The sequence below is a fragment of the Maridesulfovibrio salexigens DSM 2638 genome (assembly GCF_000023445.1).
Lineage (GTDB): Bacteria > Desulfobacterota > Desulfovibrionia > Desulfovibrionales > Desulfovibrionaceae > Maridesulfovibrio > Maridesulfovibrio salexigens.
This window is the reverse complement of record NC_012881.1, coordinates 624,282-640,999: the sequence shown is the minus strand read 5'-3', so window position 1 is coordinate 640,999 and position 16,718 is coordinate 624,282. Positions and strand designations below refer to the sequence as shown.

Sequence of the window (16,718 nt, the reverse complement as noted above, 5' to 3'; positions counted from 1 at the left end):
AACTACTTAGTGAAGGCCCAATATGGATTTTAGCATTGTCGTACTGTCTAATCCCGATTCTATCTACTGGCGTTCAATCGAAGATGTTATTTACCCATTACGCGATGCTATTTCCGCTCTTGGGTATTCAGTTGATATAGCAGAGAATAAGATTTCAAAAGATGCTGTAAACATTATATTTGGACTTCAGGACAAGCCAAACTATCCGCTCCAAGAGATACCGGACAACTCTATTATATATAATTTCGAGCAGATAGTTAAAGGAAGCAAAGCTCTTAGACCACATTACATTGAATCTCTTTGCAAATTCACCGTATGGGAATACAGCAAGCGCAACGTAGAAACATTGGAACGAAACTTCAATGCAACCAAGGTGCATCATGTCCCACTTGGTCATGTCCCCCAGATGCAATGCATTGATGAAAATTACCCTAAGGACATTGATGTTCTTTTCTACGGTGCGATGAATCCCCGGAGACAGGAAATCATCAGACAACTCCAACAACGCGGGATAAAAGTAAAAGCCATCGAAAGGGTCTTTGGTCATGAACGCAATTTTTATATTGCCAGATCCAAGATAGTCCTTAACATGCATTATTACACACCGGGAATATTTGAAGAAGTTCGCAACAGTTTTCTCTTTGCCAACAAAAAAACTGTTGTTTGTGAGCGCAATGAGGACACCACTGTGCCCTCAAGGTACGAAGAATCATGCTGCTTTGCTCCTTACGAAGAACTCGCTGACACCATCGAGAAACTTTTGGATAATCAAGAAAAATGTCTGAGCCAGGGCGAACAGGGCTTTTCTATTTTCTCCAAAATGAGCTACCCGGAGATCCTTGCCGAGGTTACCCGTAAAGCGGTTCCTTCCCCGTCACAGGAAGTAAACATCCCCAAACGATTCAATGCCGGTTCAGGCAAAGATTTCATGGAAGGATATCTAAACGTAGATATCAACCCTGCATGGACCCCTGACATTTTGTTAGATTTGTCAGCAGACTTAGATCATGAGAAAACATACAAAACAAAGAGATTCGGCAATATCACGCTTCCAAAAAATTATTTTGAAGAAATTATTGCCAATGACGTTTTGGAGCATGTACCCGACTTGATTCTCACAATGACCAACTTTCTTGAATTACTTTGCGAAGGCGGAAGGCTGAAGGTACAGGTTCCCTACGATTTATCATATGGAGCATGGCAGGACCCCACCCATGTCCGGGCCTTCAATGAAATGAGTTTGAGATATTATACGGACTGGTGCTGGTACGTAGGCTGGCGGGATTACCGTTTTTTTGTGAAAGATCTTTCTTATGTCCCAAGTGATCTCGGAAAACAAATGCACCAGCAACAGCAAAGCCTCGAAAAACTTTTGCATACCCCAAGAGCCATAGACAGTATGACCGTTACTCTTGAGAAGCGTAGAAGCACGCCTGAAGAACAACGGGATTACGACCTTAGGCATCGCACATTCTACAAATAAATAAAGGCTCAGAGGTTCCCGATGATTGACATCCTATACCTGACATTCAACCGAATTGCGTACACAAAAATAACGCTCCCAGCTCTAATCGAAAATGCCGGCGCGGAATTTTCGTTGACGATTATAGACAACGGTTCAACTGACGGCACGGTGGAATACCTCAAGGCAATGCAAAAAAAGTATAAAGGGACAATAAAAAAAATCCTCTTCAATTCTGAAAACATCGGTCTTTCGTTGCCAACCAATGTCTTCTGGAAAACATCGAAAGCCCAATTTGTAGGTAAAGTGGACAATGACACACTTGTCCCGGAAGGATGGCTTGCACGCCTGCTGGAAGCCCATAAAAAGTCAGACAAGCTTGGTGTGGTCGGCGGATTCCATTTCAATTTGGCATATGTTGATCAGGAAGCACTCAAACGCCGAATCTTCTCAGTGGATGGAGTTTCTCTGATCCCTGATGCTTTCATTGGAGGATGCTGCTATCTGCTACGCAAAACGGTGCAACAACAACACGGTTACCTTGCTATAGATCAAACAAAGAAAACAACTGGCTGGACCGAATACCAGCAGGCAATAGCCCGTAGTGGGTACCTTAACGGATACCTTTACCCTCTGCTCCTGGTCGAACATTTCGACGACCCTTTAAGTGAATACAATCTGGCCTACACTAAACACCGTGAGATGTCGGTCATTTCAATGGGAGAAAAAGGTATCAGCAACAGGGAAGAGCAACTGAAGTGGTATATCCGTGATGCCAAAAGAGTCGAAATGGGTGTTTCTCTTGCTCAACTGGGATTCAAGGTTCCCATAAATGATTCAGAGCCTCACTAAGGGGCTACTCCCCCCCCTCCCCCAAACTCAACACTTGCCCATCCCCGCAAAGACGGGTATTGAGGGGCCGCAACACGTGATATTATCTTTATAGATAAAGAAAACGATTTTTCACCTTTCACGGCACAATACCCCGTATAAATTCATTTTTTCATGCAACCAACGTTGCATGTGCGGGATGTTTGCGGCGTGGAGAGGAATTTATATTTTTTTAGGAGAATTTATTATGGCTCTCAGTATCGGTATCGTGGGACTGCCCAACGTCGGTAAATCCACACTTTTCAACGCCCTGACCAAGGCTCAGAACGCGGAAAGCGCGAACTACGCTTTCTGTACCATTGAACCCAACAAGGCTGTTGTGCCCGTCCCGGACGAGCGCATCGACAAGCTGGCCGAGCTGGTTAATCCCCAGCGCGTACAGCAGTCCACAGTTGACTTCATCGACATCGCAGGTCTGGTTGAAGGCGCTAGCAAGGGTGAAGGCCTTGGTAACAAATTTCTCGGTAACATCCGCGAAACTCAGGCAATCCTCCACGTTGTGCGCTGCTTTGACAACGATGACGTAATACACGTTGCCAACTCCGTTGATCCCCTGCGCGACATCGATGTAATCGAAACCGAGCTGATCCTCGCAGATGTTCAGGCTCTGGATACCCGTATCGAGGGCATGAAGAAAAAAATCAAGGGCGACAAGACCCTCGGTCCTAAAATTGCCGAAGCTGAAAAACTTCTTGAGCACCTCAACGAAGGCAACCCCGTAAACACTTACGGAGACCTCGAAACAGACATCATGACCGAGATGCTCCGCGACCTGCGCCTGATCACCGCCAAAAACGTGATCTACTGCGCCAACGTTGACGAAGAAGGTCTCACCGAAGACAACAACTACGTTAAGAAAGTAAGAGCTCTTGCTGAAGAGCGCGGTGCTGAATTCGTAAAAATTTCCGCTAAGATGGAAGAAGAACTTGTCGGGCTCGATGAAGAAGAATACACCGAATTCCTCGAATCCTACGGTGTAACCGAATCCGGTCTGGCAAAGATCATCCGCACCGGTTTTCATACTCTGGGCATGATCAGCTACTTCACCGCCGGTGTTAAGGAAGTACGCGCATGGACCATCCATGACGGCGACAAAGCCCCCCGTGCAGCAGCAGCCATCCACACCGACTTCGAACGCGGCTTCATCCGCGCTGAAGTTATCGGCTACGAAGACTACATCAAGAACGGCTCCGAAGCTGCCTGCCGCGCAGCTGGCGTGCTCCGTTCAGAAGGTAAGGAATACATCGTTAAAGACGGCGATGTTATTCACTTCCTGTTTAATGTTTAATGTTGCATTAGCCTCCGGCGGCCATTCGGGGACCAAAGAAACTTTTTGAAAAAAATTTCTCTGGACTCTTCAAAAACTTCTATTAGGCTTCGCCGCTTCGTTAGTTAAGACTTGCTTACAATTAACCCCGCAATATCTTGCTTGATATTGCGGGGTTTTCTTATCTTTTCTTAAGCACAATCACGCCGATCACAATCAGGAAACATCCGGCCCATTGCTCCAGCGTCATATATTCGCCCAGTATTGGAATCGCAGCCAGAGCTGTCATCATAGGTTCGGTGGTCAGCAAAATATTGACTACTGACGGAGATAAGTGAGTCAGGCTTGCATTTATCAGGCTCCATCCGGTCATGGATGGACCTATTGCTAAGGTCAGAACACAGGCCCAGCCCTTCCAGTCCACTCCTGGCATGAAAATATCAGCAGGAGTTGGTGCCGTACCGGGGATCACTCCTTGAACCGTAAGGTTTAGAATTAGCATGTAAATTGCTGCAATTCCAAAAACATGCATTAGCACGCTTAGCGGATGGATATTCCGCTCGGCACACTCCCTCCCGAACAGGGCGTATGCGGAATAAAAAACACCGGACAAAAGGCCGGTTAACATCCCCAAAGGAGTCAGTGCAAAATCAGAAAAACCGTGCAGCCCGCAGACCATAGCGCAACCTAAAAGACAAAACCCTATAGACGGAACAATTCTCAAAGTAGGCTTGTCTCCACCAAGCCACCACTGCGCCAGCACAGTCAACGGAACGGAAATGTATACAAGAACCGTTGATACCCCGGCCCCGTTAAAGTAAACCGACCATCCCCATATCCCGTTCAATCCTGTCAGGACTACTCCATATAAGGCTAGCAGTCCTAAATTTTCCCGCTCAAATTTTAAAAGATGAGGTTTAAAAATCTTCAGACCGGTCATAAGAAGAGTGCAGACAAACAGGTTGCGCCAGAACGTAACCACCAATATCGGCTGCCCATAATCCACAACCATGATTTTTATAAAAATACCCACAAGTGAGATTAGTGCCGATCCAGCAAGAACCTGCGCTATTCCGAGACTTGTGGTTGATTTCAGATTAATCATTTTTCTATCCTTCAAAATTATTCGCAGCACACAACGCATACGGTGCGGCACAATATTTCAACAGCGAAAAGATGCAAAGAGAAATTTGACGTAATCGGGGACGGACGGATAGATACAATTATTGAAAACAATATAAATACAGCGAGGATTAAATATATGACCAAGGCCCTGCCGCGACTTATAACCGCCCTGATGCTTTTCCTGCTTGGCGGATTTATCCTGTTTATGCTCAACCAGATTGCAGGATTGGCCCAGCTTTGCGCTGTATATTTTCCAGCGTCACATGATTACGTGCTATTCGGCCTGACGGGGCTGTTCCTGACCATTTGCTTAAGCCCTCTGGTCATCTACATGTTCCGGCCCGGACCGTTGGTTATGCCTGCCGACCCCACTCCGGCTGAACAACGGGAATTCATCCGCAAACTTCGCAAAAGGCTGAAGTCCAACAAATACATCCGCGAAGCTGCACTACCCCTGTCCACAACTGAGGACCTCGACATTGCCCTTGAACATCTGGACCGTATCTCCACTCAGAAGATGAAAACCGTGGCCTCAAGGATTTTCCTTTCCACGGCCATTTCCCAGAACGGACAACTTGATTCATTCATCGTACTCGGCACTCTGACCAAGCTTGTCTGGGATGTATCCAAAATTTACAACCAGCGCCCTTCTATGCGGGATATGGTTGCGGTCTACGCCAATGTTGCGGGAACAGCATTTTTCGCAAGTGCGGTGGAAGAGCTGGATATTCAAGCACAGATCGAAGCGATCATGTCCCCGGTGCTGGCCGGGTCCGCACTGGGTATGATTCCCGGTGCCAGCGGGCTGACCTCAATCGTCACCGCATCAATTCTGGACGGTTCCACCAACGCCTTCCTTGCCCTGCGCGTTGGCATCATTACCCGTGGACATTTTAATTTCCATGCGGAGAAAAATTCTCCGGGCTACCGCCGTGCCGTCCTGCGCGAAGCAGCGGGCATGCTTCTTTCAATAGCTATGGGCTCCACCAAAACAATCACCACCGCTTATATTAAAACCTTCACCGGAGCAGCCGGAGAAAAGGCCGCAAGTGCCGCCAAAAAAGTTGTAGATTCAACTGACAAGGCTTTTCAGGCCACCAGCAAGGCTGCAAAATATTCAGCGCAACAAGTAGGCAAAGTGGCCCGTTTCGCTACATTCAAAAGCGATAAGCAGGTAGAACCTGAACCCGAACCGGAAACTATAAAAGAAAAGGCCGGAAAAAAATTAGGTAGGGTTAAGGGCTTATTCAAACGAAAGAAGTAATGCCTCCAGCGGCCTAAACCCTTTAATTGACTTCACCGCTTAGCGGATTGATTTTCCAAAACAAAAACAACCGCAATATCTTTCGGGATATTGCGGTTGTTTTTTGAAAAAAAATTAACGAGCTAAGTGCGAAGCAAACTAAAAGGTTTTGAAAGGGATGGGGTCTGGGGAAGGGAAAACTTTTGCAAAAGTTTTCCCTTCCCCAGCCGCCGGAGGCATTAACCGTTCTCGGCAGCCACCGGCATGGGAAATACAATGTCGTACACCCAGTTGTAGACAAAGGCGTAGACGAGAAAGAAAAGCGCGAACCCAATATCAGCGATCAGGGCATGCCAGAGAGTCAAATCCAGCCACCATGCTACGAAAGGCACGGTGAGAGTCAGCAGCGAAAGTTCAAAAAGGACGGCATGCAACACACGCATCCATGTAGGGCGTACATTGACCGGACGGTTCAGGGCCACCAGCGCTTTATCAAAAAGCAGATTATAGAGATAGTTACAAACCATGGCGGTCATGGAAATAGCAATACTCATGATACCGATCCGGCTCATGTCCTTATCCAGTATCCATGAAGCCAGCGGGGTACAGGTGCAAAGTCCGATAATTTCGAATAACAGGGTGTGCCTGATTCTGTCAGCAGTTGTTCTCATGAGAGAGAGGATATAGCTGAGCCGCTACTGATTCAAGATGATTATCCAAAAACATTTCCTTAAAAATCAGAGTGATAATTAGATATAACAATAACTACTTGCCTGAATGATAGATAAACGCTCTGCTTCACGCGGATCGATATCCAGATATGTTCAAGCTTTGCATTGTTTTTGGCACCCAAATTGAATAACGTATTCACAGGTGTCAGAAAACACACATTTTTTCCTCTTGAACTTAAACCGGATCAAAACGGACAGTACGAAATTATGCAACAAGACGAACTGCAAAAACTGCGGGAATTATCAGCATCGGTCCCCAAACAGAAAAATCTGGCCCTGTTCTTCGGGCGCGCAGGTGGATACTTCATTGATAACGTCAAATATTTCTTCATCCATTGCGTGCAGCACAGACCGGAACTGCAATGCTTTTTTCTGTCCTTTGATAAAAAGGAAGCTGACCTGTTAAAAAGGCAAGGACTGCCTGCGCTGTGGATAAATGACACCGAAACCCTTGCCCTTATGACCAAAGCTTCACTGGTTATCAGTGATGATTTCAGCTGGAAGACGCAGGAGCAGCTCTGGGCCATACTCTGTGAAGCTACCTCCATCCAGCTCTGGCACGGAATCCCGCTCAAGGCTATCGGTTTTCCGGAGATCCAATCTTCAGTGAACATGAACCCGGAAAAGGCCGAACACCTTTCCTTTGCCTATTCCGGCTATGATGCAGTGCTCTCTACTTCACCATACTTCACTGAAACCGCCTTCGGACGCGCTTTCAAGGCCGGTGATTTTCTGGAGTTCGGTTACCCGCGTAACGATGTGCTTCTGCGTCGTCCCGGCAAGTTTGATATGATCAATGCCGACCGCGAGCTTTATGCTGAGATGGTCAAGTTCCGCAAACAGGGCGGCAAGGTGGTCTTCTTCATGCCGACTTTCCGCGATCTCGGCGGAGGACCGTTTGAAGACGGTGCCATCGATCTCGGTAAGCTTTCGCAATTCTGCCAGCAGAACAACATCCTTTTTGTATGCAAATTTCATCCGTACCTGAGTATCGGTCAGGTTCAGATGCCGCCGAATATTGTGCTAATGAATCCCAAGAGCGACGCTTATCCGTTGCTTTCACTTTGTGATGCACTGCTGACCGACTACTCGTCCATTTATTTCGACTTCCTGCTTCTGGACAGACCCATGATCTTCTACCCTTACGATTTTGAAGATTATGTGACCAAAAACCGGGAACTCCTTTACGACTATGATGAAATGACTCCGGGCCGAAAAGTCAAAAACAAAGATGATCTCTATACCGCTTTTGAAGAGATCGTGATAAATAATATAGATGACTTCGCAAAAAATCGGAAAAAGCTTAGAGAACTTTCCTTCACCCACTGCGATGGGAAGGCCGCGCAGAGGCTGGGTGAACACATAATCGCCAACTATCTTTAACCCGCAAAGGGGGCAGATCATGAAAGCAGTTATTCTTGCAGCAGGAATCGGTAGCAGGCTGAGCAGACCTTTCCCAAAATCACTTTCTGTGCTTCCTTACGGGGAAACAATTCTCGGCCGCCAGATCCGGCTCATGCGCGAACTGGGTGTAGAAGAAATTATCGTGGTCGTGGGATTCAAAATGACCCTGATCATGGAACAGTTTCCGGAAGTCTTTTACAAGTACAACCCAGACTATTACATCACCAACACTTCCAAAAGCCTTCTCAAGGCAGTGGAAAACCTTGATGACGATATCCTTTGGACCAACGGTGACGTCGTATTCGACAAACCGGTTTTGAAAAAATTCCTCGATGAAGCAAAAGATGAAAGCCGCATCGCAGTAGACCGCAAATCCTGTGGTGAAGAAGAAATCAAATATTTACTCAACGACAAGGGATACATTACCGAGATCTCCAAGCAGGTAGTCAATGCCGAAGGTGAAGCTGTAGGCATCAACCTTGTGAAACAAAAAGATCTGGCCCTTTACAAAGAAGCCCTGCGTCGCTGTGAGGATCAGGATTATTTTGAAAGAGGTCTCGAATTTATCATTGAGGAAGGGGTCAACCTCAAGCCTGTGGATGTATCCGACCACGCGTGTGTCGAAGTAGACTTCGAAGAAGACTGGAAATTTGCGGAAAAGACTTTCCTTAGAGCCGACCAGTAAAGATTGGAAAATATATGCAGGTAGCAATCATCCCGGCTAGAGGCGGAAGCAAACGTATTCCAAAGAAATCCATCCGCCCTTTTCTGGGAAAACCACTTATAGCCTATACCATTGAAGCCGCCCGAAAGAGCGGCTTCTTTGATCATATTCTGGTCAGCACGGATAGCGAAGAATTCGCTGAAGTGGCCCGCGAATACGGAGCCGAAGTACCCTTTATGCGTCCGGCAGAACTGGCTGACGACTTCACTCCCACCCAGCCGGTCATTGATCATGCTGTAGACTGGATCAAAGAAAACTGGGGAGAACCGGAACGATACTGCCAATTCTTCGCCAATCCTTTTGTCACTGCGGAGAGTATTCACGGTGGCTACAAGATGCTGCGTGAACACCGAGCCAATTGCGTACTCGGAGTTGCCGAATTCCCTTATCCCATCCTGCGTTCATTCAAAAAGAATGATCAGGGTGGTGTTGAATATGCCTTTCCCGAATATGCTCCCTGCCGCTCACAGGATCTGCCTGTATTCTTCCATGACGCTGCCCAGTTCTATTGGATAGAACTGACAGACCTTCCGGCGGACCGCACGGAAGGACTCAGTCTGCCCTATTTTCTACCTCGCTACATGGTGGTGGATATCGACACCGAGGAAGACTGGCACATTGCCGAACGGCTCTACCAAGCCTTCATGTGTGATGAAAAATAGCGGACCATTTCTTTTTCTTTGCGAAGCCGGCCCCCAAACCGGATTCGGCCACGCTGGTCGCTGCATGGCAATTGCTGCTGCCCTGCGCGAAAAGTTCGGATGCGATTCAGTTTTCGGATTCAGGGGTGCTTTAGAAGCTGAAAACAAAATCAAGGCAGCCGGATTCAAAACAATTCCTGTCAGCGACTTTGACCTCTGGAAATTCAGCAATGAAGGCGCGGTGGTCCTCGACCTGCGCATTAACCTTGCCCAGTCTTTTTTCAGCCGCGCAAAAACAGCAGGCAAATTGCTTGTATCAATTGATGATCCCACTCCCAACCGTTTGCACACCGATCTGGCCTTTTACCCGCCGGTTCCTCAATTTAGGGAACTTAAATGGGACGAATTCAGCGGGACCATCCATCGCGGCTGGGAATTCATCCCCCTGCGCAAAGAGTTCCGACTTCCCAAAAATCCACAGCCGATCCATTCTATTCCAAAAATCTTAATTACCATGGGCGGCAGCGATCCCCACGGCCTGACCCTGAAAATATTACAGGCCCTGAAATCAGTAGATGGAGAATGGCAGGCGGAAGTTGTAATCGGTCCCATGTTCAATAATCTGGACAAAATCGACCAGATAACGGTAGAGCACGGAAAGAAAGTAAAATTGTTGCATGATATAAAGGACATGTCCTTGCCTATGCAGCAGGCTGACGCGGCAATCGCATCTTTCGGCATGACCGCTTATGAGCTGGCCGCCTGCGGAGTCCCGCAGATGCTGCTTTGTTTAAGCGAAGACCATACCCGCTCGGCATCGGCATTGCATGCCTCAGGAGCAGCGGTTTCACTGGGAAAATATGACCGCATATCTGACCGGAAACTGGCTCTTGAACTGCAAAATTTTATTTCCGATCAGAATTCACTAAAGTCCATAGCTGCAAAAGCTGCCGGACTTGGGATCGGGCAAGGGGCTACCAACATCGCATCTCTGATTATGAAAGCCATTTAAATAAGCTTGGAGCAAGATTATGAGTGACAGAAAATGCTGGATGGACCATAGCGGGATAGTGCTGCACTCCGTTGACGGCTTCGATGTGATTCATTGTGAAAGTTGCGGCTTCAAGCACATTATTCCCATTCCTGATGAAGAAGAGCTGGAGCGCATCTACAAACATGAATACCACGTCAAAGACAAACCGCTCATGCTCCAACATCAGCTTGAAGATCAGGAATGGCATGATGCCACCAATGCGGCCCGTTTGGAAACCATTGAAAAACTTCTTGGACGCAAAGGTTCCATTCTGGATGTCGGTTCCGGCAACGGTTTTTTCCTTAAACAGGCAGCAGAACTCGGATGGCAGGCCAAAGGCGTGGAGCCCGCTGATAAGGCAGTGGATTACTGCAATTCCATAGGACTTGATGTTACCCACGGTGTTTTTGATCAGGAATGTGCAGATTCCATCGGTAAATTTGATGCTGTTCACCTCTGGGAAGTTCTTGAACATCTGCCTGATCCGGCGGGTATGCTGAGCCTTTGCAGACAGGTACTTAATCCTGGCGGCCTGATCATCGTTGGAGTTCCCAACGATTACAACAAGCTGCAAAAAATAGTGACCGAAAATATGGACGAAGAACCATGGTGGGTGGCTCCTCCTCATCACATAAATTTCTTCAACCGCAGCTCTCTTGAAAATTTATTACGGCGGCTTAATTTTGAACCGCTGCACCATGAAATTTCTTTTCCACTGGAACTTTTCCTGCTCATGGGCAAGAACTACAAACGCAATCCGGATCTTGGCCGGGAATGCCATGCCATGCGTAAGGAACTGGAACTTAACCTGACCCGCACGGGTAACCGGGATGTTTTGGATAAGTTCTACAAAAGCTTAGATGAAGCTGGATTTGGGCGCCATACTGTGGTTATGGCCGGTAAAAAGGACTAAATTTACATGCAAAGACTGAAAAATAAAATTGCGCTGGTAACCGGCGGAGGCCGCGGAATCGGCAAGGCCATCAGCCACAAACTTGCTGCTGAAGGCGCGCAGGTAATACTCACATGGGTCAATAACCGCGAAAGCGCAGAGCAAACCGCAACAGAAATTTCCAAAGAAGGCGGCAAAGCGCGCATCCTGCAACTTGAAGTCAGCGATGCCGATTCCGTAGATGCCGTTGTTGCCGACATCACTGCCAATGAAGGCATGCTTGATGTCCTAGTCAACAATGCCGGAATCAATGATCCGCAGGATTTCGACAAGATCACCCCGGAAGAATGGGACCGCATCATGTCCGTTAATCTGAAAGGCCCCTTCCTTTGCACACAGCGCTGCCTTGATTTGCTAAAGAAAAGCAAGGGCGCCAGCGTAATCAACATCGGTTCGGTCAGCGGTCAGTATGGCGGCCCGCGCACTGCCCATTACGCAGCCAGCAAAGCCGGACTCATTTCTATGACCCAAGTTGCGGCGCGGTTCGGAGCCGAATGGAATATCCGCTGCAATACCGTTGCAGCAGGTCTGGTTATCTCGGACATGGCTGATGCAGGTCTGCAAAATCCGGCAGTGCAGAAAGCCGCCGAGAATGTGCTCCTGAAACGGTTTGCCACAGCTTCTGAAGTAGCTGACAGCGTGGCCTACCTTGCTTCCGATGAAAGTTCCTACATCACCGCCCAGACCATCAACGTCAACGGCGGACTGTACTTCTAAGGAGAACAAATGGCCCAGTATCAGGAACTAGAAAATTTCGCCGCCGAGCTGCGCAAGTCCATCATTACTATGAACTGCCATGCCGGATCAGGGCACCCGGGTGGGTCACTTTCCTGTGTGGAAGTTGTCAGCTGGCTTTTTGCCAGAGAAATGAATTTCAACCCTGAAAACATGACTGATCCCTGCCGGGACCGCTTCATATTATCCAAGGGTCATTCCTGCCTGACTCTCTACGCTGCACTGGCTGAAAAGGGATTCTTCTCCAAGGAAGAGTTCAAGAAGCTGCGTCACGCTGACGGCATACTGCAAGGGCACCCCGACCGAATCAAAACACCGGGGGTTGAATTTAATTCCGGTTCTCTGGGTCAGGGTTTTTCTTTCGCACTTGGCTGCGCTCTGGGAGCGAAACGGGCCAAACGTGAGAATCGCACCTATGTACTGCTCGGCGATGGGGAACTGAACGAAGGCCAGATCTGGGAAGGCTGCATGTTCGCAGCCCATCATAAGCTGGACAACATCGTTGCCGTTGTGGACTACAATAAATTTCAGAGCGATGACCTCAACGAGAACATCACCGCCCTTGAACCACTTAACGATAAATTCAAGGCTTTCGGCTGGCAGGTAATTGAAGTTGACGGTCATGATTTCCGCGAGATTGAAAACGCCTTCTACCGCACACGGACAACTGTCGGCAAACCGACCATGATCATCGCCCATACGGTCAAAGGCAAAGGAATTTCATACATGGAGAACGTTCCCAAATGGCACGGCAGCCTTTGCCCCACCGGAGAAGAACGTGAATGCGCCCTACGCGAATGCGGATGCGAGGAGCTGGAATAATGCAGAATATGCGAGACGAATTCGGCAAGGCCCTTGTGGAACTTGCCGCCACCCGTGACGATTTCGTGGTCCTTGATGCCGACGTTGCCGGGGGAACCGGAACCTACCACTTCCGCAAAGCCTACCCGGACCGCTTCATTCAATGCGGTATTGCGGAGCAGAACATGTTTTCCATGGCTGCTGGTCTGGCTGAATCCGGCATCATTCCTATTGTGACCTGTTATGCGGTCTTCGCTTCCATGCGCGCGCTGGAGCAGGCACGTAACTCAATCGCCTACCCTGATTTCAACGTTAAAATCGCCGCCAGTCATCTCGGCCTTGATGTAGGGCCGGACGGAGCGACCCATCAGGCACTTGAAGATATTTCCATCTACCGCGCCATTCCCAATATGACCGTGGTATCCCCTGCCGATCCTGTGGAAATGCGCGCAATACTGCCTTATCTGCTGGACAGCCACGGACCGCTGTACCTGCGCACCGGACGCAGCCCGCTGCCAGAGGTATTTGATGCGAACACAAAATTTGAACCGGGCAAAGCACAAGTGCTGGTAGAAGGCGAAGACTGCACCATCATGGCTGTAGGCGTTATGGTCCATCGGGCAGTACAGGCAGCACAAAAACTGTCCGAAGAAGGTATCTTCTGCCGCGTATTAAACATGAGCTGGCTCAAACCGATGGATGAAGAAGCAGTCATTAAGGCTGCACAGGAAACCGGAGCCATTGTGACCTGCGAAGACCACAACAAGTACGGCGGCCTTGGCGGTGCTGTTATGGAGATAGTCTGCGAAAACCATCCGGTTCCGGTGGAACGAGTAGCAATTGATGATATTTTCGGCAGCTCCGGAGAGCCGGAAGACCTTGCCCGTGAATACGGCCTCATGCCCGAGGATATTGCGAATGCTGTACGCCGGGTCCTGAAACGGAAATAGGAGCACAATGGCTGACCGGAAACGTCTGCTCATAATCGGCACTGCACAGCAGTGCCATATCGAAAACTTCCTTAACAGCGTGGACCGCAACAAAACGGAAGTTCAGCTACTGCTTCCCGAGCGGGACCGAGGTGCTTTTAATGATGAAAAGACCACTTATTTCTCTGGAGCATTCCACCCCTTTTTCCTGCCGTTACTGAGAACAATCATCAGCTTCAGGCCTCATGAAACCGTCATTGTCTGCGGCATGACATACGATCATGACAACGTGGTCCGCGCGGTTTTATTTTACGCAAATTTCTACAATCTGCGCATTCAAACCTGTATCAGAAATGAACTCTTCGCAGCTGATTCGGATCTAAAACACGGACCAATCAAAGAGATTTGCAAATGGGCAGGTCTCGGCGCAATTGCCCTGTTGATTAAAGCTGTATCCATTTTCAAGCCTGTGCGGATAGGCGAAATCTACTCTTCCAGACTAGGGCATCTGGCCCTTGATTGCGAACTCTACCTCTCTGAAAAAGAGCTGGGCCGCCATGACGGTTACCTTGACCTTTTCTACTTTAAGGATGGGCAAGTTGCTAACCAGACACTTGGTAAGCTTTTCTCCCGCAAAATGCATATCAACAAAAACTTCCGGTACCTGCTGGAAGCTGTAAATTTCTTCAACCTCACGGATAAGCACGCCCTTAAACTGAACACACGGAAAATCTCTCTTGGCCGGGATTACGAATGCCTGATCCAACAAACCGATACACATGTAAGTTTCACTTCAGCGGAAAAAGAACGAGGCAGACAGGAAATTGCCACTCTCGGGCTCGATCCAGATCGTCCACATGTCTGTCTGCTGGGCAGGGACTCCGCCTTCCTGTACCAGACCATGCCCGAAAGTGACGGGGATATGCAGGAACCCCGCAACATGGATATTTCTACCCTGAAAGCAGGAGCTGAAGAACTGCTGCGGCTCGGCTACAACGTTATCAGAATCGGCTCCATTGTGCAGGAACCGCTTAAAATAGAACATCCCAATTTTGCGGATTATGCAAGCAGCGGTAAGCAAAATGATTTCATGGACGTTTACCTGCCTGCTACCTGCTATTTTTTCGCAGGAGCACAAAGCGGCCCCATGCATGTGGCAAACACCTTCCGTATCCCATGCCTGCGTATCAACGTGGTCCGTCTGGAAGTTATCGAATATTGCTCGCCTGAAGATCTCGCCCTCTTCAAACTCATTCGCTCAGAATCATCAGGACGAATTTTAAGCATTCCTGAAATAATCAACGCCGGAATCAGTAAATGTCCCATTGAAAACTTTGCAGATTCCGATTTTACGGTTATTGACAATACAGAAGACGAACTGCTGGAAGCTATTAAGGAAATGCATCTGCGGATGAACGGAGAATGGAAAACTACTGCTGCCGAGACAAGGCTGCAGCAGCACTACCGTTCTTACCTGAAAGTTTCAAACTACAACACCCGGTTTGAAACCCCGATCAGTTCATATTTCCTGAAAAAACACGCGGACAAACTCTTTAACTCGAAGGACAGCTGATGGATACTCCGATTATTCTGGTACAGGCAGCATCAAGAGCTTGGAGCGGCGCACCTGACTGGTGCATGAACGATGTAGACGGACGCCCGGTAGTGGCCCTGACTGTTGAAAGCGCACTAAAGGAATTTCCCGCAGCGGATATTCGAATCATTGCACCGGAGTTTGACCGTGGCGGCAAACTGGATGAAATTCCGGCCATGTTCCCGGAGCATAAAATTTCCGTTTTTTACGGGCAGGACGACAGCCCGCTGGAACGCATGATCGCGGCCCTTGAAGATATTGATGAACAAAGCCTGTTCATCAGGGTGGATGGGCTGCACTTCGGCTGGCTGCCCGGACACGCACGGACCATGCTCGAACAGGCTGAAAAAGAAGGACTGGACTGCGTCAAGACCGAAGACGACTTCCCCATTCAACTTACCTCAGATATCTACAGGCTGGGGGCACTAAAAAAAGCACACTCCCTTCTTGGGGAACGGCCCAACTGCGCGCCGTATTGTATCCATCCAAAATTCTTCATGTTCAATGAAGCTGAAGAATTCAAGTGTGCCCGCGTAGCCGGACCTGCCGTGAGCGAACAGTGGCTCAAAGAATGCCGCGAAACCGCAGAACAGGTATATATAGCCGGGAACATGAATGTCGGTCAGCACACACCGATAAGCTCCGGAGACCAGCTCAGCTTTCATTATGAACTGGCCTTAGACTACATCAGTCCCGAGGCGCAGGTTCTTGATTGTGCCTGCGGCCCCGGATACGGGGCAAGGATGCTGGCAGCCAAAGCTGAAAAAGTAATCGCCGCCGACCTCGACATTGAAACCGTGCGTCTGGCTTCATCCGGCAAGTATTTCGATAACATCACCTTCCAGACCGGGGATGCGACCTCGCTCAGCTTTGAAGACGGTTCCTTTGACGCAGTAACCAGCTTTGAAACAGTGGAGCACGTCAACCCCGCGCCTTTCTTCAAGGAAATGGAACGGGTGCTCAAACCGGGCGGCTTGCTAATCCTGAGTACTCCTCAGAACAGCCTCGGACATATTCCGGTGAATTCCCAGCATCTGCATGAATTTTCACTGCAGGAAATCAGCGGGCTTTGTTCCGAACATTTTGAAATCATGCAGACCACAGGCATAAAACAGGGACGCATTGTCTTCCCTGATGATCCTAAAGGGCAGAATACCTTCATGGTCTGCCGTAAACCGGCTTAGCA

16 protein-coding genes are annotated in these 16,718 nt (G+C 48.6%); 14 read left to right on the top strand and 2 right to left on the bottom strand.

Annotated elements, in window-relative coordinates; translation table 11 throughout:
- The first annotated feature begins 22 nt into the window (after positions 1-22).
- From DESAL_RS02945 to ychF, 3 genes are all read left to right on the top strand, one after another.
- A complete protein-coding gene (locus tag DESAL_RS02945) occupies positions 23-1,483 on the top strand; it encodes a class I SAM-dependent methyltransferase (RefSeq protein WP_015850472.1) in 1,461 nt (486 codons plus the stop codon).
- A 21-nt stretch (positions 1,484-1,504) separates the two neighbouring features.
- Complete coding sequence (locus DESAL_RS02940; protein ID WP_015850471.1) at positions 1,505-2,314, top strand: glycosyltransferase; 810 nt, start codon at positions 1,505-1,507, stop codon at positions 2,312-2,314.
- A gap of 226 nt (positions 2,315-2,540) precedes the next feature.
- Positions 2,541-3,641 carry a redox-regulated ATPase YchF gene (gene ychF, locus DESAL_RS02935; protein ID WP_015850470.1) on the top strand — a complete coding sequence of 367 codons (1,101 nt, stop codon included), beginning with the start codon at positions 2,541-2,543 and terminating at the stop codon, positions 3,639-3,641.
- Positions 3,642-3,801: 160 nt separating this feature from the next.
- Here the strand turns inward: ychF and DESAL_RS02930 are convergent, their stop codons facing one another.
- Entirely contained in the window at positions 3,802-4,725 is a 924-nt protein-coding gene (locus DESAL_RS02930) for a DMT family transporter (protein ID WP_015850469.1), read from the bottom strand.
- A 156-nt stretch (positions 4,726-4,881) separates the two neighbouring features.
- Here DESAL_RS02930 and DESAL_RS02925 point away from each other — a divergent pair, with 156 nt between their 5' ends.
- Positions 4,882-6,009: a DUF697 domain-containing protein gene (locus tag DESAL_RS02925; protein WP_015850468.1), complete on the top strand. Its 1,128-nt coding sequence runs from the start codon at positions 4,882-4,884 to the stop codon at positions 6,007-6,009.
- A gap of 218 nt (positions 6,010-6,227) precedes the next feature.
- Here DESAL_RS02925 and DESAL_RS02920 read toward each other — a convergent pair whose 3' ends face one another.
- Positions 6,228-6,659: a PACE efflux transporter gene (locus DESAL_RS02920; protein ID WP_015850467.1), complete on the bottom strand. Its 432-nt coding sequence runs from the start codon at positions 6,657-6,659 to the stop codon at positions 6,228-6,230.
- A 267-nt stretch (positions 6,660-6,926) separates the two neighbouring features.
- On the opposite strand from DESAL_RS02920, the gene DESAL_RS02915 reads away from it, so the two are divergent.
- The 10 genes from DESAL_RS02915 to DESAL_RS02870 are packed head-to-tail and all read left to right on the top strand — an operon-like array spanning position 6,927 to position 16,716.
- Positions 6,927-8,102: a CDP-glycerol glycerophosphotransferase family protein gene (locus DESAL_RS02915; protein WP_015850466.1), complete on the top strand. Its 1,176-nt coding sequence runs from the start codon at positions 6,927-6,929 to the stop codon at positions 8,100-8,102.
- A gap of 19 nt (positions 8,103-8,121) precedes the next feature.
- On the top strand, positions 8,122-8,808 hold the full coding sequence (locus DESAL_RS02910; RefSeq protein ID WP_015850465.1) for a phosphocholine cytidylyltransferase family protein: 687 nt from the start codon (positions 8,122-8,124) through the stop codon (positions 8,806-8,808).
- Between the two features lie 14 nt (positions 8,809-8,822).
- Positions 8,823-9,509 (top strand): pseudaminic acid cytidylyltransferase, encoded by a 687-nt coding sequence (pseF, locus tag DESAL_RS02905; RefSeq protein ID WP_015850464.1) that lies wholly within the window; start codon positions 8,823-8,825, stop codon positions 9,507-9,509.
- Positions 9,466-10,500 (top strand): PseG/SpsG family protein, encoded by a 1,035-nt coding sequence (locus DESAL_RS02900; protein WP_245543779.1) that lies wholly within the window; start codon positions 9,466-9,468, stop codon positions 10,498-10,500. Before pseF ends, DESAL_RS02900 begins: the two co-directional genes overlap by 44 nt.
- A 19-nt stretch (positions 10,501-10,519) precedes the next feature.
- Positions 10,520-11,434, top strand: coding sequence for a class I SAM-dependent methyltransferase (locus DESAL_RS02895; protein WP_015850462.1), 915 nt, complete (start codon positions 10,520-10,522; stop codon positions 11,432-11,434).
- 6 nt (positions 11,435-11,440) lie between these two features.
- Positions 11,441-12,190: an SDR family NAD(P)-dependent oxidoreductase gene (locus DESAL_RS20105; protein ID WP_015850461.1), complete on the top strand. Its 750-nt coding sequence runs from the start codon at positions 11,441-11,443 to the stop codon at positions 12,188-12,190.
- 9 nt (positions 12,191-12,199) lie between these two features.
- Positions 12,200-13,030 carry a transketolase gene (locus DESAL_RS20100; RefSeq protein WP_015850460.1) on the top strand — a complete coding sequence of 277 codons (831 nt, stop codon included), beginning with the start codon at positions 12,200-12,202 and terminating at the stop codon, positions 13,028-13,030.
- Positions 13,030-13,959 carry a transketolase family protein gene (locus DESAL_RS02880; protein WP_015850459.1) on the top strand — a complete coding sequence of 310 codons (930 nt, stop codon included), beginning with the start codon at positions 13,030-13,032 and terminating at the stop codon, positions 13,957-13,959. Before DESAL_RS20100 ends, DESAL_RS02880 begins: the two co-directional genes overlap by 1 nt.
- Before the next feature lie 7 nt (positions 13,960-13,966).
- The gene (locus DESAL_RS02875; RefSeq protein ID WP_015850458.1) at positions 13,967-15,511 is read left to right on the top strand and encodes a TIGR04372 family glycosyltransferase; all 1,545 of its coding nucleotides are present in this window, start codon (positions 13,967-13,969) and stop codon (positions 15,509-15,511) included.
- Positions 15,511-16,716: a methyltransferase domain-containing protein gene (locus tag DESAL_RS02870; protein WP_015850457.1), complete on the top strand. Its 1,206-nt coding sequence runs from the start codon at positions 15,511-15,513 to the stop codon at positions 16,714-16,716. The genes DESAL_RS02875 and DESAL_RS02870 overlap by 1 nt, the downstream gene beginning before the upstream one ends.
- The last annotated feature ends 2 nt before the right edge of the window (positions 16,717-16,718 follow it).